This is a genomic window from Archaeoglobaceae archaeon (assembly GCA_038734275.1).
Taxonomy (GTDB): Archaea; Halobacteriota; Archaeoglobi; order Archaeoglobales; family Archaeoglobaceae; genus WYZ-LMO2.
In genome coordinates this window covers 139,552-158,904 of sequence record JAVYOO010000002.1, presented here as the reverse complement: position 1 = coordinate 158,904, position 19,353 = coordinate 139,552, and the positions used below count along the sequence as shown (strand labels likewise).

Below are 19,353 nucleotides of genomic sequence, written 5' to 3'. Positions count from 1 at the left end.
CTACACCCTCAAGATCTGTGCATTTGTAATTTCCGAAATTAGCTCGATATAGCTTGGCGAAGGATCGAAAGCCTTGGTTCTTGTGTCGTAGATTTCAAGTTTTACACCCTCTTTTGCTATTAAACTGCAAATTCTCCTTATATCTTCTTCAACTCTATCGAACATTGAAACATTCGCCTTACCATCGCTGATCAGAATTCCGTTTACCTTTATGTTCCTTTTCTTCAAACTTCTTGCGATGCAAAGTAGTCTGAAAAGTGCGGAAGCAAGAGGAGTCTTTCCTCCTGTTGGGATGTTTTCGATAGCATCAAAAACCTCCTCATACTTCCTTGTAGGGCTAACAATTACCTTTGCTTCATTGCCATTAAAAACGATCAGCGAAAGCAGATCTCTGCGCTTATAAGAGTTTTCAACGATCTTCTTTGCTACCCCCTTTGCTATGCTTATCCTTTTCTGCAAAGCCATGCTACCGCTTGAGTCGAGCAGGATTGCAGTTACCTTTGGAGCCTTCGCCTTTCTCACATTTACCCTTATGTCCTCCTCCCTTATCTCCAAAGGATATCCCCTGAGCATCGCAGAGTTTAGAGTTGCAAAGAGGTTTATGTCTCTCGCATCTTTAATTGGCAGTGTATATGAAATGGGAATGCCCAAAGGTTTTCCGATGAGCGTTAGCCTGCAATCCCTTGAACTTCTGTTTCCAGCGTTTTTTGCCTCCTCTTTACAGCATCTTTTTTCGATTTCAACGTTCGCAGCTTCAAACCTCATTTCAGAATTTCCTACAGAACTCTGATCCTTTTGTTGAACCATACTTTCTTTTTCCATTGGTTTGTTCTCTGATCTCTGTTCGCTTGTTAATTTCTCCTGCCTCTGTGGTATTTGTGGCATCTGAGGTTTCTGGAAAGGTCTCGACTTTAGTCTATGTGGTAGCGTTAGCTCCATAGCCTTGTTTAGATCTTCTATGCTCACCTTCTTTCTCCCAGCTAAAGCTGCGATTGCCTTTGCTGCTTTAACAGTCGCTATCTCCGCTCTATGCGTTTTTATGCCAAGCTGTATGATCGTTTCAACGAGAAGTTTCAAAAGCTCTTCTTCGATCTCAACCTCGCCAAGAATTTCCTTCGCCTTAACAATCGAAGCTCTCAGCTTTTCGTCTTGCTTTCTGTATTTCTCGTAAAAACCCTGTGGATCCTTCTGAAATTCTGTGACCCTTTTAACGATCTCGATTCTTTCTTCAGCGTTCTGCGAAGCTTCTATTGCCACGAACATTCCGAATCTGTCCAAAAGCTGTGGTCTTAGTTCTCCCTCTTCTGGGTTCATTGAACCAACGAGTATGAACTTGCTCGGATGCTTCAAAGAAATTCCCTCTCTTTCAACGAAGTTCCAGCCCATCGCTGCTGAATCCAGTAAAACATCTGCGATGTAGTCTTCAAGCAGATTTACTTCGTCTATGTAAAGGATGTTTCTGTTAGCTTCAGCCAGAATTCCGGGTTGCAAAGCTCTTATACCCTCTTTTAAAGCCTTGCTGATTTCGATCGTCCCAACAAGTCTGTCGAGGGTTACGCTCAGTGGAAGGTCGATAACCCTCATCTTTCTCCTCGCAACGCTCAACTCACCTCTTTCAGCTCTCTCCCTACAGGCATCGCACATCTCTGCAATGTTGTGTGGATTGCAGTTGAAAGAACAGCCTTCAACAACCTCGATCTCAGGCAAAACCTGCGAAAAAGCCCTGACCATCGTCGACTTTCCCGTGCCCTTATCGCCACTGAGCAAAACTCCGCCAATCGTCGGATCGATCGCGTTGCAAATTAAGGCAAGCTTAGCCTTATCTTGCCCAACTATTGCTGAAAATGGGAAAAAGATCATTTTACCACCTCCTCAAGAATTCCATCCAGCTCCATAAACTTCTCAACCAGTTTACTTTTAGCTTCATCACTCGCTTTCCAGTAACCTCTCCTTTCCGCCTCGAGAAGCTTTTCAACGATCTCCTTGGTTGCGTAAACATTCAATTCCTTTAGCCTGTTAAACATATTCTCGTCGAGCACGAATCTTTCGGCAACTCGATCCCAGATCCAGTTAGCAACACCAGTCGTTGCGGAAAAGCCGAGCAGATTTTCAACCCTATCTGCGATCTTCTGCACTCCCAAAAACCTGTGTTTGAGCATTTCCTCAATCCACAACGGATTTAGAGTTCTCGTTACGCTTCCTTTTTCTATAGCATCACCTATACTTTCAACTTTCAAAATCTCAGTCGTGGAATCTGCAATAAGCATTTCAGGCTTTTGACCTTTTAGAATTTCTACGCTCTTCGCAATTCCACCAAAGAACTCGTAGTAGTGGTCCAGATCTGTTATTTCGTAATCGTTACTACTTCTAACTTGTGAGACGAGCTCAACCGTTTTAAGCAATTCCTTGAATTCTTCCCTTGCTTCAATACTATGGAAATTTCTGCCATATGCAAAGCACATCGAGCTTAAATAAGCTTCCACAAGCTGATCTTCCGAATTCCAAGCGCTATCTTCGACAAGCTGAAGCATTCTTGTTCCATATTCAGTCGCTCTCGGCCCAAAGATTCTGTAATTTCCGATTTTCTTGCTATGCTTTTTAACAAAGTTCATCTCCTCACTTTCTTCAAGTTCGGAAACAATTTTGAAGGCTTTGTCGAGCAAATCTATAACGTTTGGAAACATCTCTCTGAAGAATCCACAAATTGTAACCACAACGTCGATTCTTGGTCTTTTAAGCTCTTCAAGACTTCTTATCCTCAATTCCTTTTCCCAGGGTGTTTTATGAATTACTTCGACTCCCAAGTATTCAAAGATCTGTGCAACAGTCTCGCCGTAAGTTTTTGCGGTCTCAAAGCCCCATAAAACAACCGCAACAGTCTCAGGGTATCTTCCGTTGCTTTCGTAAAACCTCTTCAGCGTCTTCTCAGCGATCTTCTTACCTCTATCAACTGCTCCCTCAGTTGGCACTTTAAGCGGATCGAACGCATAGATGTTTCTTCCAGTCGGCAAAGCTTCGGGATTTCTTATAACATCTCCACCCACTGAAGGCTCAACGTATTTTCCATCAAGAGCTTCAAAAAGGTTCTCGATTTCCAGAGAATTGTCTACAAACTTCTTTGCCGTCTCAAAGCTCTCTTTTAGGACTTCCTCGAAATCTTTATTGATTTTCTCCCCAGACAAGAATCTCTCAACGATTCTCTCAGCTTCTTCTTCAAGCAATTTTCTTTTGCTCAGATTTTCAAGACTCCATCCTTTTTTATCAGCGAGAATTTTGGTTATCTTTCTCAAAGAGACTGCTAGCATGAAATCTTTCAGCTCTTTCTCACCGTATCTTTCGCCAATGACGTGCAGACCCTTCGGAATTATGGACCTCTTGAATTCATAGAGTTTCAGCTCAAGCTTATCGATGTCCTCTCCCAAATTGAGCTTTTTAGCCAAATCAATTATCTTTGTTTTAATTATTTCAGCTCCTCCACGAGCTTTTTCTTGTCTGTATTCCTCAATTAGGTCTTCAAGCTTCAAGTAGTCTTCATAAAGCCCAGAAAAAGTGTATGGCGGGGAGTTATAGCTTATCAGCGTTGAGTAAAGCCTTCTCTTTGCTATCGTAGCCTCAGAAGTGTTGACAACGTGATAAACATATATGCTTGGAATTGAACTAATGAGTAGATCTGGATAGCATTTCGAACTCAAGCCCACTTCTTTACCCTTCATGAGTTCCGCTGTGCCATGGGTTCCAAGGTGGATCACTGCGTCTGCTTTAAAGACCTTTTGAATCCAGAAATAGGTTGCAAGATACTGGTGGTGAGGTGGTTTTGTTTTATCATGGATTGCAGAGTAAACATCTTCTTCGCTGAACAGCTTTTTCCTTGCAGGCTGAACAACGATTGCAATATTTCCCAAAATTACTGCAGGTATTAAAATTCCGCTCTCATCGACCATTATGTCGCTAGGCGGTTCTCCAAAGGTCTCTATGATTTCTCTTTTCACGTCTTCTTCAAGAGTGCTAAAGAAGGAGATGTAATCCTCGATTGCCAACCTCGGGCAATCTATCATCTTCTCAGGAAGAGCATTTGGGTTAAAGAGATTCTTTGCAAGAAGTAGCTTCTCTATATCCACCTCCTGAACGCTATAGCCTCTTTTTCTGAGTTCCTTCAAGATCACCTCCAGGCTTTTGAAAGTGTCCAGATATGCTGCCTTTCCAAGATTTTCCTCTCCGGGTGGGTAGTTGTAGATCACTATCGCAACTCTCTTTTCTGAGTTCTGTTTTCTGCTCAGCAAAACCCAATTCCTCACCCTCTCTGCAAATCTCTCAACTCGATCTTCTATTGGAACCACTTCATCATTTCGCACACCACAAACCGGAATAGGCTCGACTGCACCATCCATCTCGGGCAAAGTAACACTTGCGAGCAAATTCACTGGATTTAGACCCCTCTCATGCTCTTGCCAGTCATCTATCTTCTGATTGAACATGAGGGCGGGAGTGAATAGCTTTGATTTTTCTTTTTTCAGCATTTCAATCGTCTTGGCTGGATCTCCACCGATTGGTCCACCGTTTAGTCTGAACCAGAGCAAGCTTATTATTGCATCAACTTTGCCAACTTCGTAGAGCTTTTCAAAGGCTTTTAGATTCAGAATCCCCTCGCTGAACACTGGAATTACGTTAAGATCTTTGAATTTTTCCGTGAGCATCTCAAGAGTTTTTATACAGCTCTCAAAGTGCATCCCTCCGTAGAAAAGTATCCCGACTGTAGGTTTTTCGGGATTTATTTTTGGAGTGTAGCTAAATCCGCAATCTGGATGGTAAAAGCCATATTCAGGAAACTCTTCAGGCTCTTTAACTTCAACTTGCATTCCCTTAACTTTGCAGAGATGGAGAAACATATTTCTGTAATTTTCAAAGCCAGCGTTCGACCAGTATCGTAAAGTTTTTATATAATCTCTTGCATCTTTAAGAACTCCGAAGGGTAAAATTTTACCGAGCATTTCAATGCTTTTCTGCATCATCTCAATTCTCTTCTTTATGCTTTCGGGATTCGTGATCTCTGAAGCTACCTTTGCAGGCATTCTGAACTTTCCAAGCTTTGCTTTTGACATTAAAGTGCTACCACCTATTAAAACAATCACATCCTTGTCTTTGAAGTCAATCTCCTTCAAAATCGCAGGATCGCCGCGAACGTCGAGCAAAATCAGATCGGATTTATTCACTAAATTCTGAAGCTCCTCTCTATCATATTTCCAGAGATCATATGAATAGATCAGCTCAACACTGCATAGATCTTTTACCGAACTTATTGCAGTCTTCAAGCTTCTGTTAACGATCGTCGAAACAAGCAGTATTTTCATAACTCCACCGCTTTTCTCTTCACAGCCTCAACATTGCTAAAAGCCGGATCTCCCAGAATCGCAGACTCGTTAACTCTGCTCATGTCACCAACTGAAGAAATCTTGGAAACCTCTTGATCGAGCTTAAGCAGTATTGGATTCAGTTTTGCATGTGCAATTTTCATTTTATCACCTCAAAAGCCTTTTCCAATTCCTTAAAATTCTGCTTCCAGCCTTCAACGTCTTCAGAATTCAAGAATCTAATTTCTCCACCCTGAACGTCACCAACGAGATCTTCTTCAAGAATTCCCTCGATCTCAGCATAAATTTCTCTGATCCTTCTTAACCTTTCTTCGCTCGCTTTCCAGAGTCCCCTTTCTTTCGCCTCCACAAGCCTTCTTGCGATCTCTTCTAAAGCATAGACGTTGTTTTCAACGAAGAATTTTTTCATCTCCTCGTTCAGCACATAATTTTCAGCGATCTCATCAAAAACCCAGTCTTCGACAAGCTTTGTCGTCGCAGACCATCCATAGAGGTGAAGAATTTTCTTAGAAAACTCGTTAGCCCCCCTGTAGCCATGCTTTTTCATCTCCTCAATCCAGCGATCATTTAGAAGTTTTGCCCTAACGATCCTTTCGATCTCATCCTTCATCTCTCTGATCTCAGCATTAGTTATCTCTCTGGTGTCAACTACAACGATCTCGGGCTCTTTTCCTTTAATTTCTTTTACTGCATTGTAGAAACCGCCCTGATAGGAGAAATGGCAACAGCAGTTCAATAAATCATGCTCATCGCTTATCTGATTCCTTGTAATAACTTCAACGTTTTTTAAATTCAAGATCAAAGCTTCAGGAGAGAATTCACCCCTGAATTTATCGCCGTAAGCATAGGCACTCCAGTGAATCCAAACTTTTGCAAGATCTTCATCGCTTTTCCATGCGGAAGCTTCAACCGCATAATTAACTCCTGCTCCGTAAGCTCCGGGCTTGCACCCCCAAACTCTGCATTTTGCAAATTCTTCGCTTATTCCAAGCTTTGAAAGCTTCTCCAATTGCTCAAAATAGTGTTTTCTTACGAAGTTCATCTCCAACGGCTCATCTAAGGCGATGATCTTTGCAACCGCTTTTTGAATAAGATCAGCGTAATTTGGCAGAGTGTCTCTGACGATTCCAGTGATTCTGACGCAAACGTCAATTCTCGGCCTTTTAAGTTCTTCAAGCGGAATTACTTCAATTTCCTTTACAGCGTTGTTGATCCAGACTGGTCGAACGCCGAGAAGGTAAAGAATTTGTGCCAGTTGTTCTCCATCAGCCTTATAGCCATCGATGCTCATAAGCCAGTGTCCAACGCTTTCAGGCCATTTTCCATGCTTTTCTAAGTAATGTGCAAGCAATTTTTCCGCAGTCTTCACGCCTATTTCCCATGCTGCTCTTGTTGGCAACGCAGTTGGGTCAACGCCATAGAAGTTTCTTCCGGTAGGCAAAATCTCGATCTTTCCTCTCGTTAAAGAACCTGATGCACCGGGTTCCACGTAGTTTCCAGAAAGAGCTAAAAAGAAGTTTTCGTATTCCTTTAAAGCCTTCATCCTTTTTGCTATCTCCAAAGCCCGTCTAAAAGCCCCTAAGACCTTATCATCGATTTTAAGCTTAAAACAACTTTTCAATTCGAGCAAGTTTTAACACCTCCTCGTTGAGAATTTTTTCAACCAAGTCTGGCTCAACTTCTTCAACGTTCATTTCCAGCAATCTTCTGATCGTGTTAACAGCAAGCCTATGCAAAAGGCTGAGGGTTTGAGAATTCGTGATTCCCAAAGAGTTAAGCTTGCTCGGATTTTGTTTAAGCTCCTCGTAATTAAAGCCGAGAGCTTCCGCAAGAGCTCTCCTGATCGAAGCACACTCGTGGGTGTCGAATGCCATCGTTGTTGCAATGTAATCTGCAAGCTTTTCCTCTCTTAAATTGCCGAAGATATGCAGTCCGGATTCAATTTGCGTCTCTCTAACTGCGCTCAGGTAGTGATGGATATCCTCTAATGCCCGATCTTTGCGAAATCTTATGTTTGCCTTTTCAGCTTTTTCAATTATTTCTTCATAGATTTTCTCAGCTCTCGAAACTTCTCCTAAATTCTCTGCATTCTTGTATTGTGCAATGAGGTTTTCGAGATCTTCAAAGATCTCAGCAAGCTCCATGGGCGGATAAAGGTGGTCTATTATTGTTGCATAGCTCCTCCGCTTTGCAATCATCCCCTCCATTGGATTTGAGACCGCATAAACATAGACATGCGGAACATCGTCAACGCTGATCTCAGGCCAGCATGCTGGCGATAAACCAACTCCTTTGCCCGGACGGAATTCGAGATAGCCATGGGTTCCGAAGTGGATTAGCAGATCCGCTCTGAAAACCCTTGTTAGCCATCTATATACCGCAAGCCATTGATGCGGCGGAGCTATTGTTGGCTCATGCAGAATTCTGCAAACGCTTCCATCGCAAGCACTTCCCGCACAACCAAACTTTGGCTGAGTCAAGACGACTACATTTCCAAACTTAAGCCCCGGAATCACGAATTTACCTTCATAAACCATCCCCACGAACTCCTTCTTCACTTTCTTCTCAAGAACATCCTTTGGATCTCCCCAGTCCTTCAGAAGTTTAGTCTTAGCCTCCTCAGGCAGTTCATTTAGCCAGGCAGAGTAGGTTTCGTAATCAACGAAATCAATTGCTCCGCCTTTTGCTACAATTTCCTCAACGCTTGTCCATCTGAACTCGCTTATCGCTTTTCTTTCCAAGAAAATCTTTATGAGCTCTTTTCCATTCTCAGGAACATTTTCAACTGTGTAGCCATTCTCTTTTAGCTTTTTGAGCAATCTAACAACGCTTTCTGGCACGTCTAAGCCAAGACCAACCCCTATGTTTGCCTCAACGCTATGGCATGGTGGATTTATAAGAACGATCGCAATCCTTCTCTCTTCAGGTCTCTTTTTCCTAATTTCAACCCATTTCTTAACTCTTTTAGCGATGAATTCCGCATGAGGATCAAAAGCAACGTATTTCCTCGATCCATCTTCCTCAAGTTCAGAGAAAACGTAGACAATTGGTTCAATCAAACCATCGAGCTCAGGCAAAATGACGTTGTAAACTTGGCTGAGGTAGTCTATTGAGTTGGAATTTTCCCATTCTTCAACGCTCTGATAGAAAGAGGTTATTGGATTTATTATTGGCACATTCAAATTCTTTAACAACCCTATGTCTTTTGTGAGCGAAAATGACGTTAGATTCACGATCGCTTCAACTAAACACTTCTCTTTTTCGAAAAAGAACTTCTTTATACTTTCCTCGACACTTGGAATTTCTATCTGCTCATCCTGATATTTCCTTGCAAAAACCGCTATTACTCCAAGCCCCTGAGCTTCAATCGCTTTTATGAGCTTTTCAACGTATTCTACTGCTTTGTAAAGCAAGTGCTCCCTGTAGAAAAGAACCCCAACCAAAGGGGAGCTTGAATACACTCCAAGGTAATCTTCCACGCTTTCAAATAAACCAAGCGTGGGATGGTAAATTCCATGCCATGGAATTCGCATAACCTCTGGAACTTCCACACTGAGTCCGAGGCATCTTAAAATTAGATTTATTAGCCCTCTGAAGTTCTCTCTGCCACCGTTTATCCAGAATTCTCGAACTTTAAGCAGAGCATCAGCTGGACATTTCGAAGGGATTTCAGAATGGACTGAAAAGACGAGTTTGTCTTGGAGAACTTTTTCAAATTCTGCGGGAATTTCTCTGGAGTAAACAAAGATTGCGTTTGCTTTTTTAATCTCTTCGAGATGCTTAAGGCAATCAGCCTGAGTTGTAACGATAAATTCGAATTTGTGCTTTACCGATTCTTCCTCAAGAACTTCTCTTAGCGTTGGAATCGCTATGGAATTGTAGCCAATTATAAAAGCGATCCTCATTTTACCACCTTCGGAACGACAAATCTAAAACCATTAGCGCTTAGCAATTCAACTTCAACCCCATAAACCCTTCTTATCAGCTCTTCTGTTATGATCTCCTCAGGAAAACCTATGCACTCGATCTTTCGATTGTGAACCAATGCAATCCTGTCTCCGTATTTCTGGGCTAAGTTTGGATCATGAAGTGTTATTATTGCGGACAAATTTCTTTCTTTCACAAGTCTTCGGATCGTTTCAAGGACTCTATGCGTGTTCTTGAAGTCCAAATGAGCTGTTGGCTCATCGAGAAGCAAAATCTTTGCCTCACTTGCTAAAGCTCTTGCAATTAAAACAAGTTGCCTTTCTCCACCGCTAAGCTCCGTATATGCTCGATCTGCAAAGCTTTCAATTCCCACAATTCTAAGCGATTCCATTGCAATCTCGTAGTCTCTTTTGCTTGGTGTTGAAAACAAGCCAATATGAGGCGTTCTGCCAAGCAAGACAAAATCTATAACTTTGTATGGAAAAGGCGGTTTATGATCCTGCGGAACGTAGCCAAAGAGCTTTGAAACTTCCTTTTCCTCCATCTTTAGAATTTCCTTCCCATCCAAAAGCACAACTCCACCGAAGGGCTTAAGGATCTTGTTTATGCACTTCAAAAGCGTTGATTTTCCGCAACCGTTTGGGCTGAGAGGGGCAAAGATTCCACTCCCATTCAGGCTAAGGTTCAGCGAATCGAGTTCAATATTTGGGCATGCAATCTCCGGATCCTTAACTTTCAGAGCCATACTTCCTCACGATATTAACACGAATAAAGACTCTTAGTTTAATAGATGCTAAATATATGCACCGCACTTTAGTTTTTTTGTTACTTAAATCCATAAATTTGTTATTAAATAAGCGTTATTTAAACATTTCGAAAATAATTTAATTGATTGACACAATGTTTATCCAAAAAGGTTGAGAAAAAGATTAACAATCTATAATCAATTCCAAAAATTTTGACGCCAATAACTCAACACTTCTCTTGCATGTAGATTTTATCCACATATTCGGCTGAAACTTCGGGGAGCAGTTTTTGTCTTTCTTGGCATTAGATATTCAGAAACTAGAGAGAAGTATTCAAATTGTTCAGGATTCTCAGCTTGAATGATCCCCATTTCTACAGCTGAAGAGAAGGAAACAATTTCAAGAGCCAAAATAAACTTTTGAGACTCAAAGCAAGGTATTGAGATTTTTCAAACATAGCTTTCAATTTGTGATTGAAATTCGGATAATGATCTCATGAGGAGGAGTTGAAACTTCAATAATTATGACTTAATAATAAAATCCAAAAATTTGTCAGCTCTTTCTTTCTCTCTCCTTTTTTCTCATATATACCCCAATCTCTCTGTCAGATTTAAATGTCCCTAAAGTGGAGACTCCTTCCTGATCCTCCAATTTTTGAACGCCTTTTTCAACTTCGCTCTTTATGCTTTTTCTCCTCTTTTTCTGCTCTTCCAACTTTTCTTCAAAATCATTTTCCATCTTCATAGCCTAAAATATAGTTTAGAAGAGAGAAATAAATACTTTTGTTTCGATTTTCGTTTTAAGAAAAACCCAAAAAGCTAAGTTTAAATACTTGGCATTTTAAATTCGGTATGGAAAAAGTAAAGCTGACTTTTGACGGAGAAGTGGCAAGAATCAGCCTTAATCGACCTGAGAAAAAGAATGCTCTCAATGAACAAGTTTTGAGTGAGCTTAGAGAAGCGGTGGATGCTGTAAAAAACTCTTCTGCAAAGATTTTAATTTTATCAGGAGAAGGAGATACCTTCTGTGCTGGACTGGATCGCGATTTGCTGATCAATCTGACGCAGAAAGGTGGATTGAGTGATGAAGAGCTAAGAATGCTTATCGATAACGTTCAAAAGCTTATATACGATCTCAGAATGCTGAAAATCCCAGTAATCGCCGCGGTTCAGCGTTATGCAATTGGTGGGGGAATGCAGTTGGCTTTGACTGCGGACATTCGCATAGCGACTCCCGGGACAATTTTCTACTTGAGAGAGCCAGAATTTGGAATAATTCCTGACATGGGAGCATTGCAAATACTACCAAGGCTTGTAGGCGATGGAATTGCCAGAGAAATGGTTTTTACAAGACGTCAGATCACTGCAGAAGAAGGTAAAACAATCGGATTAGTTAATGAGATTTATCAAGATCTTGAGGTTGGAATAAGAGAATACACTCAGAAACTGCTCTCGGTGCCCGCATACACGATTGCAGAGGCGAAGGCTATTCTGGAGAGAAGCTGGTATCTGAGCTTTGAAGAGAGCATTAGAGAAAATAAAGAGGCACAGCTCAGATGCATTAAGGAGTCTCTGAAAAGGTTCCAAAAATTGTAATCCCAACTTTTTTAGGTTTTTCATTTGTAATTCCATCGAGCAAAAAACTTAAAAATACCTTTTTATATGTAGTGTATGGTATCTCAAATTAAAGTCATCGAGAATTTATGTGACAAAAATGTTGAAAGCGTTGTAGAGACATTCAGAGATGATAACTTTTACAAGGTGAAAATTATTTCTCCCTGCCCAAAAATTCAGCTTTTTGCTAAAAAGATTGAGGAAATGAAATGGGACACAAAGCAGATTTATGAGTTAAGCATTTACAATATCTGGTTAATTGCGAAGAGTTTTGGAGTCAAACCTTTTTGCCCAATTCCCACAGCAGTAATGAATGCGATCTGGCTTGAAGCGGGACTCATCGCGGAATCAGTTGCTTTGAGCACAACAACGAAGTTCAATCTTTCGAAAGGAGAAGCAACAAAGCTTGAACTGGAACTTCCGATATGTGGTTATTTTGCCACGATAACCGCAGAGTCGACTCCAGCAAAGAAGGTGAAGATAAAAATTGAAATCCCGTGTCCTGATGTAAATAAATACCTCGCAGGGATCGAAAACAGACCCCTCCGAGAGCTGGAAGACTGCGATCAAATATACAGCCTTTCAAAGATTACCGATGAGAAAACCTGCTATATTCCCGTAGCGGTATGCATAGCTCATGCGATTCAATCTAAGAAGTTGGAAGCTAAAGATGGTGGGACAATTGTAGAAATAACGATGAGTAAACGATAACCTTTAAAGATTAGCTAATATCCAAACTATTTATTATGTAGATTTTTTATTGAGTTATTATTAATTTTGATAGTTATTTCTCGTCAATATATGTTTAATATATTAGTAAAAATTTTTTGAAATTCAAATTTTCCTAACTGAAATCAGATTTTTTTGATAAAAAATTTTATATTCTACAAAATGAGCTTAATATGGATAAAAAGGAGGTGTTGAGAAATGGTTGTTAGAAGATATACGTCGATGGCTTACAAAAACCCCGACGACATAGTGTTTGGCAAAGCGGTGTATCCAGTATACGAGCGCTTCGGCGTTCCGATTGGTGCGGGCTTTGTTGTGCCAGAGATTAAAGTGGCTCCAAAGCCCGGGAGCGAAAAAGATCTTGAGACATTTGTAAAGCATCACAAGGAATTCACAGAAGAGATCCTAAAGCTATGCCTACAGCTTGGGTTCAATTACATAATGATCGAGCAGGAACACGTGTTCCAGCAGACCTATAATCCAAACTACGCTTACGAAACCGCACATGCACAAGTGGAACTTGCGGAGAAATACCATAGTGAGTATGGAATTGGTGTAACAATCAGACATACTATTGGAGACATAAGAAAAGCGGAAGCTGAGGGAGGTTTAAGAGAGAGCGATCTTACTAAGAGAATGTTCGAGTCCTTTGAGCAGGCCGCTGCAGCAGGTGTTGGTGATCTTGCCATTGAAACACTCGGCGGTAAAGAAGTTGTTGACTACGCTGTTGCAAGAGGAGACATAAAAGGAATTCTATTCGGAATTGGAGTTTGTGGAAGCGAGGACATGGCTTGGACTTGGCCACAGATCGTTAAGATTGCAAATAAATATGGCACGATTCCCGCGGGAGATACGAACTGCAGTGGTGCGAACACCGTGATGTTCTTGGCGGGCGGGTTAATGGATAGGGAAGTCTCGCACACAATGGCTGCCCTTGCAAGAGCTATTGCTGGAGCAAGAAGCCTTGTGGCAGTTGAAGCGGGAGCAAGAGGTCCGCTGAAGGACTGTGGCTATGAGAACCCGATCATTAAGGCAATCACTGGAGTTCCAGTCTGTATTGAATGCACGAGCATTTGCGCCTGTGCCCATATCGACGTGATGGGCAATCTGAACAGGGCAATCGGAGACGTTTACTCGAATGAGTCTGTGGAGTATCATCAGGAATTCGGTGGTAGCACCGCCGAAGTCTGGACTGCGGTTACAGGCAACGCTGCAGCTCTTTCGAACACCGCGTTGCAGGCAAAACAGGAAAAGATCCTTAGAGACTTGCTAACGTATTCTGACATGTATAGAGATCCTCAGGGGCTAATATTGTCCTATCCGAATGCATACAGAATTGGAAAAGTCATAACGCAGTATGGCAAAGATCCTTACTTGAGAGCGAAGTATGCTGCGATTGAGGCGGGCAACATAATCTTGGAGGCTGCTGAGGCAAAGAAGCTCAAGCTTTCACGCTGGGAACTTGAAACACTCAACAAGGCAATGGAAACACTTAAGGCTTTGCCAGATGATGCGGATAAGTTCATAGATGACTGCCTTAAGGAATACGCAAACGTCCCATACTTCAATCCAAAGAACTATGGATGGTAAAGAGGGCTCTCTAATTTTTTGAGGTGAAGAGTATGGGACCAAAGAAGAGAGTGATCACAGCACTGACAGGCGGTGTGCCTGACAGGGTTCCAGCGTCATGCGTTACCCAGCTTGGCATAGTGGATGCAATGGCTGCTGTTAACGCTTATTTCCCTGAGGCGCATAAAAATGCAGAGAAGATGGCAAAACTCGGCTCCGCTTTATGGGAGTTGGCAAAGCTTGAAGCGGTAAGGGTTCCGTTCTGCCTTACAGTTATAGCGGAAGCTCTTGGCTGTAAAATCGATTTTGCAACTCAAGAAAGGACGCCTTCCGTAAAGGAACATCTCGCGAAGCCCGAGAAAGCAGAAATTCCGGATGACTTCCTTGAAAGGGGAAGAGTTCCAGTAGTCAGAGATGCTTTAAAGATCTTAAGAAGCACCGTCGGAGACCAGCTACCTATAATTGTGGGCATGGAGGGACCATTTACCCTTGCGGGTCACTTGGCTGGAACAGAGCAGCTTGTTTCCTGGTGTCTGACAGCAACGGAGAAAGTTAACACTCTCATGGAAGTTACGACTGAAGCGGTCACGATGTATGCAAAATACATGCTTAAAGCGGGAGCGGATATTGTGACGATTGCAGATCCAACCGCTTCGCCAAATCTGATCGATCCCGCGATGTTCAAGACACTTGTAAAACCAAAACTTGCTGAATTGGCTGAAAATGTAGGCGGAATCACAGTGCTACACATCTGTGGAGACGTTTCCAAGATCCTAAGCGATATGGCTGAATGTGGATTCAATGGGCTTAGCATTGAAGAAGCGGTGGACGTTGCAAAAGCGAGAAGAATTGTTGGAGACGACGTAGCCCTTGTTGGCAATGTATCCGCAAGCAAAACTTTGCCTTTTGGCACTTCCGAAGCGGTAAAGGCTGAGTCGCTCAAAGCTCTGCAAAGCGGTGTCGATGTTTTAGCTCCGGGCTGTGGTTTACCACCAATAACACCGATTCAAAACGTTGTTGCAATGGTTCAGGCTGCAGAAGCATGGAATCAGCCAAGGAGGAAATTGGCGGTTGCAGAGGCTCTTACTCCCGAAATGGCAAAAGCTATAGGATTTGGGATTGGAGAAGCGTTGGGTAAGATGATTTATGAAAGGTAAAAGTTTGGAGGTGTTTTAGATGGAAGGTCGTGAAATTGGTTGGGCGATGGTTGAGGGAATAATTGCGGGATTGAAACCATCCGTAAAGGAAGAAGCGATAGACTTTGACAAGATCTTTGTTAGGTATAACGTGCTTGAAGAGGAGAAGAAGCTCGGCTTGAAGCCTGAAGAACTCGTAAAGGATATAATGCCAAAGGATGAGCCGTGGAAGACAATTGCTTATGCAGTATTTAAAGGCGATGCAAAGACTGCCCTTGAAGAAACAAAGAAAGCTCTCGAAAAGTTCTCGCCAAAAGAAATCGTAGACAAGGGCTTAGCTCCGGGAATGCATGCGGTTTCAAAGCTCTACGACGATGGGATCTACTATTTGCCACAGGTTATGCTCTCCGCAGATGCCATGAGCGCTGCGGTGCAGTTCATTGAGCAGAAAGTTGGAGCGGGGAAAGTTGAGAAGAAGGGCAAAGTTGTAATGCATGTCGCAGAAGGAGACATACACGATCTCGGCAAGAACCTCGCAAAGGTATTCTTGGTAGCGGATGGCTGGGAAGTTATTGATTTGGGCAGAGATGTGCCAGTTGATGAAGTAGTTAAGGCTGTTGAGAAGCACAAACCAGTAATGGTCACCGGAACCGCTTTGATGACAACAACAATGACTGCATTTCCAAAGATTGCAAAGAAGCTCATTGAAAAGGGAATAAAGATTCCATTCATCTGCGGTGGTGGAGCGGTTAACGAGGACTTCGTGAACACATTTGAACTTGGAGTGATTGCAAAGAAGGCTCATCAGGCGCCAAAGTTCGCTGAGGCTGCAAAGAAAGGCATTTCTTGGGAAGAACTTCGTGCTAAATGGCACGAAATTGCTCCCGCATAATTTTTTAATTTTTTATTGAAGAGGTAAAATGGCATGTCTTTTGCCATATATGCCGACCTTGGACTCTTAGGTTTAGCAACTTTGAAATTCGTAAGCTTTGGGTATAATTATATGGCAACCTTTAATTTAAATTTATTAGGTGTTTGAATGCAAAGAGCCATTATAATGAGCGGATTTTTGGGGAGCGGAAAAACAAGTCTTATTTTAAGGCTTGGAAAATACTTTGCAGAAAATTTAGGCAAGAAAGCTGTAATAATTGTAAATGAGATTGGCGAGATTGGAGTTGATGGCGATTTTCTGAAAAAGCTTGGAATGAATTCCTACGAGATTACAGAAGGATGTATATGTTGCACTCTTCACAGGGACTTGGAATCAACCATTTCTGATGTGCTTTCTTCAATTAATCCCGATTTTGTTTTGATAGAGCCAACGGGGATAGCATTTCCGTCTCTCATAAGGAAAACCATGCGGAAAGTTGGCATGGATGCACTCGTTATAGGTGTTGCAGATGCTAAAAGGTTTGTAAAGCTTTACAGCGACTCAAGAGAATTCTTGGAAAGACAGCTCAGGGAAGCGGAGATCATTGCGGTTAATAAAGTAGACACAGTCAGCTCTAAAGCGGAACTAAATCTTCTGGTTGAGCTCATTAAACAGATCAGTCCGAATTCTGAGATCGTATTCACGTCAGCAAAGACCGGTGAAGGTTTTGATAGTCTTGTAAAACTTTTGGAGCTTCCTTTACGGATTGAAGGCAAAATAGAAGAATTTTTAGATTCTACTGCTGAGTCTGGGGCTTCATGGTATTCTGCCAAAGTTCTAATAAAGTTCAAAAAGCCTGTTGCGGGTGTTGAGTTAAAAAGGCTGGGAGTTGAAATGTTCGATAGAATAAAAGTCAGAGCGGGAAAAATTCAGCACTACAAGATGCTCATTTCTGCAGATGGAGCACTAAAGTTTGGTGTTACTGGTAAAGACGAGTCTGTAAGCGTCGATGGAGAACTTGTGGGTTGGTTTGTTCAGTCTAAGCTAAATGTCCTTTTAATCGATAAGGAGCTCTCTACAGAGCAAATTAGAAGAATATTCGAAGAAGAGCTCATGAAGCTGGCAGAAGATCTTGGTTTTAATTTTGAATTCATAGAGCACGAGCACGGGGCTGATAGCGAATGATTGGCGTTGCGATCGATCTTGGAACAAGCGGGTTCAGGGCTCAGGCAATTAATCTGGAAAATGGAAGCGTGATCTCGACTGCAATCACCCTCCATCACCCACTGCCCGGGATCAACGTAATGGATCATCTTACTTTTGCTATAGAATATGGGCTTGAGCTGGCACACTCTATAGTCATAGATGCGGTAGATAAACTGCTGAAAAAGCTCAGAATAGACTTAAGAGAAGTTGAAAGAATTGCGGTTAGCGGTAATCCAACCCAGCTTTCCCTATTTCAGGGAATAGAGATTAGAGATCTGGCATTCGCTGGAGAAAAGGCACTTGAGCTCAGAGGGGTAAAGCCTCCGAAGAGAGATGCAGTTGTCATAAAAACAGGCTCAGTGGGGCTTCAGAACGTTTCTGCAGAAGTAGATCTTTTTGTTCCGCCAAGTATAAAGCATGAACTTGGTGCTGACGCAATTGCAATGATGGTAAAGTCTGGATTCCTTGAAAAAGAAGTTGCTATGGTCTCGGATTATGGAACAAATGCGGAAATAGCCCTAAAAGTCGGAGATGCCATACTGACTGGAAGCTGTGCCGCTGGACCTGCGATCGAAGGACAGCACATAGAAAAGGGAATGCTCGCATCTCCCGGAGCGATCTCGGATCTAAAATTCGAGATCTCTGGCTGGAGGAATTACGTGCTTAGCGGAGAAATGTTCAGCGAAGCGGGAGACATTGTTGACATAGGGAGTGGTAAATTACTCGAAAGGGGCAAAATGCATGGGAAAGCGAAGGGGATTACTGGAACTGGAGTCATCGCTGGAATTGCGGTTGGCTTATCAAAGGGCCTTATAAAGCCACCAAAAATATTGACTCCAGATAGAAAACTGCATTTTCAAGATGGGGTTTATTTGACCGAAAAAGATCTTGAAGAAGCGGGCAAAGCATTAGGGGCTTTCAGAGCGGGATTTCTAACGCTTGCTGAAGAAGCGGGAATACAGTTCTCCGAAATCAAGACGATGTTCATGGCGGGAGCTTCTGGCTTCTACGTGGATCCGATTAAGTCAAGGATCGTTGGAGAAATTCCGCCTTCCGCAGAGAAGATCTATCAGGTTGGAAACACTTCTTTGGCTTTAGCAGCGGATATAATAAGGAATCCTGAATATCTTGACTACTTGCAAAGCTTTGCTAACGAGCTAAGGGCTCAGCACGTAATGTTTGCAACTTCAGAGATCTTCCAGAATGCATACACGCTTGAGCTTTCATATTGGACAGAGGGAATGAGCCTTGAGGACTATAACAAGTTTCTGAATGCCTATGGAATAAAACAGAAGATCACCGCTCAGGCTAAAGCTCCAGAAGTATTTAAAGTTGTTCCAAGGGACATTGCGGATCTCGGCAAGCTTGGACTTGAAGTCGTGCCAGACATTGGAACCTTAATCGAGATCGAGGTTGAGGGCTGTAAGGAATGCAGAAAGTGTGTAAGAAACTGCCCTGAAAATGCTATAATTTCAGTCAAAGATGGCAAGATCTTGATAAGCTCGAGTCTTTGCCTTGGAACCGCCTGCAGAAGGTGCGTTTCCGCATGTCCTGAGAAGATTCTCGATTTTAGCAAGGCAAAGGTTATTCAAAGTGAGGTGAAAGCATGAAAACAAAAATGGCTGAGGTAATGGATTTTCTGAAGTCTCTAAAGGGCGTTGAAGATCTCAAGCTCCTTACGGAGTCTGAAAGAAAAGAGATTCTTAGAATAGAAGAACAGGCAGAAAAGGCTTCGCTCATGGGTTTGATGCCTGGCATTAATCAGGGAGTTCGGGAAGCGTTGTTGAGAACCTTTGTGCTTGCAGGTATAACCAATGACGAATTTGAATGGCCGATCAAAGGCACTGTTAGGTTTGTATACAAAGGGGAAGTGATTGGAGAGGAGATCAGAGACAAAGAAGAGCTTGAAAAATTAAAAAGCGAAGGTAATAGGGTTATTGGGGACATATTCGTCCTTTATTCTGAAAAAATTGCTAAGCTTGGAATCACGGATCTTAGAATTGCGACCCTTGTAATTCCGCCCTTAGAGCTCTCATGGCTGAACAAAGTTCCTCATGCAAAAAGAGTTGTAGTCGGAAGCCCCTCAACTCCCTCAGATCTTTACATAAAGAAGATTATGAACTGGAAAGGGGGTGGAGGGAGTGTTTTGATCGGTTTTGAGCTCGATTGAATATATGAAAGGCAAAT

The 19,353-nt window shown here is 42.3% G+C and carries 15 protein-coding genes; 8 read left to right on the top strand and 7 right to left on the bottom strand.

Translation table 11 applies throughout. The features are described from left to right. From QXI54_03430 to QXI54_03400, 7 genes are all read right to left on the bottom strand, one after another. Positions 1-1,860 (bottom strand): VWA domain-containing protein, encoded by a 1,860-nt coding sequence (locus tag QXI54_03430; protein MEM0302206.1) that lies wholly within the window; start codon positions 1,858-1,860, stop codon positions 1-3. Then, positions 1,857-5,348 (bottom strand): cobaltochelatase subunit CobN, encoded by a 3,492-nt coding sequence (locus tag QXI54_03425; GenBank protein ID MEM0302205.1) that lies wholly within the window; start codon positions 5,346-5,348, stop codon positions 1,857-1,859. Before QXI54_03425 ends, QXI54_03430 begins: the two co-directional genes overlap by 4 nt. Further along, positions 5,345-5,512 carry a hypothetical protein gene (locus tag QXI54_03420; GenBank protein MEM0302204.1) on the bottom strand — a complete coding sequence of 56 codons (168 nt, stop codon included), beginning with the start codon at positions 5,510-5,512 and terminating at the stop codon, positions 5,345-5,347. The genes QXI54_03425 and QXI54_03420 overlap by 4 nt, the downstream gene beginning before the upstream one ends. Beyond that, positions 5,509-6,999 (bottom strand): cobaltochelatase subunit CobN, encoded by a 1,491-nt coding sequence (locus tag QXI54_03415; protein ID MEM0302203.1) that lies wholly within the window; start codon positions 6,997-6,999, stop codon positions 5,509-5,511. Before QXI54_03415 ends, QXI54_03420 begins: the two co-directional genes overlap by 4 nt. After that, positions 6,974-9,274, bottom strand: a complete 2,301-nt coding sequence (locus tag QXI54_03410) for a cobaltochelatase subunit CobN (protein MEM0302202.1) — start codon at positions 9,272-9,274, stop codon at positions 6,974-6,976. The genes QXI54_03415 and QXI54_03410 overlap by 26 nt, the downstream gene beginning before the upstream one ends. Next, on the bottom strand, positions 9,271-10,041 hold the full coding sequence (locus tag QXI54_03405) for an ABC transporter ATP-binding protein (GenBank protein MEM0302201.1): 771 nt from the start codon (positions 10,039-10,041) through the stop codon (positions 9,271-9,273). The genes QXI54_03410 and QXI54_03405 overlap by 4 nt, the downstream gene beginning before the upstream one ends. A 553-nt stretch (positions 10,042-10,594) precedes the next feature. Further along, positions 10,595-10,786, bottom strand: coding sequence for a hypothetical protein (locus QXI54_03400; protein ID MEM0302200.1), 192 nt, complete (start codon positions 10,784-10,786; stop codon positions 10,595-10,597). 107 nt (positions 10,787-10,893) lie between these two features. Between QXI54_03400 and QXI54_03395 the strand changes: the two genes are divergently transcribed. The 8 genes from QXI54_03395 (at position 10,894) to QXI54_03360 (ending at position 19,336) form a co-directional block, all read left to right on the top strand. Further along, complete coding sequence (locus QXI54_03395) at positions 10,894-11,637, top strand: enoyl-CoA hydratase/isomerase family protein (protein ID MEM0302199.1); 744 nt, start codon at positions 10,894-10,896, stop codon at positions 11,635-11,637. A gap of 75 nt (positions 11,638-11,712) precedes the next feature. After that, positions 11,713-12,366 carry a hypothetical protein gene (locus QXI54_03390; GenBank protein MEM0302198.1) on the top strand — a complete coding sequence of 218 codons (654 nt, stop codon included), beginning with the start codon at positions 11,713-11,715 and terminating at the stop codon, positions 12,364-12,366. A gap of 216 nt (positions 12,367-12,582) precedes the next feature. Continuing rightward, entirely contained in the window at positions 12,583-13,974 is a 1,392-nt protein-coding gene (locus QXI54_03385) for a methyltransferase MtaB domain-containing protein (protein MEM0302197.1), read from the top strand. A gap of 32 nt (positions 13,975-14,006) precedes the next feature. Then, positions 14,007-15,110 carry a methylcobamide:CoM methyltransferase MtaA gene (gene mtaA, locus QXI54_03380; protein ID MEM0302196.1) on the top strand — a complete coding sequence of 368 codons (1,104 nt, stop codon included), beginning with the start codon at positions 14,007-14,009 and terminating at the stop codon, positions 15,108-15,110. A gap of 19 nt (positions 15,111-15,129) precedes the next feature. Then, entirely contained in the window at positions 15,130-15,981 is an 852-nt protein-coding gene (locus tag QXI54_03375; protein MEM0302195.1) for a cobalamin-dependent protein, read from the top strand. A gap of 147 nt (positions 15,982-16,128) precedes the next feature. Further along, entirely contained in the window at positions 16,129-17,145 is a 1,017-nt protein-coding gene (locus QXI54_03370; GenBank protein ID MEM0302194.1) for a GTP-binding protein, read from the top strand. Then, positions 17,142-18,776 (top strand): methylamine methyltransferase corrinoid protein reductive activase, encoded by a 1,635-nt coding sequence (locus tag QXI54_03365; protein MEM0302193.1) that lies wholly within the window; start codon positions 17,142-17,144, stop codon positions 18,774-18,776. The genes QXI54_03370 and QXI54_03365 overlap by 4 nt, the downstream gene beginning before the upstream one ends. Next, complete coding sequence (locus QXI54_03360) at positions 18,773-19,336, top strand: hypothetical protein (GenBank protein ID MEM0302192.1); 564 nt, start codon at positions 18,773-18,775, stop codon at positions 19,334-19,336. The genes QXI54_03365 and QXI54_03360 overlap by 4 nt, the downstream gene beginning before the upstream one ends. The last annotated feature ends 17 nt before the right edge of the window (positions 19,337-19,353 follow it).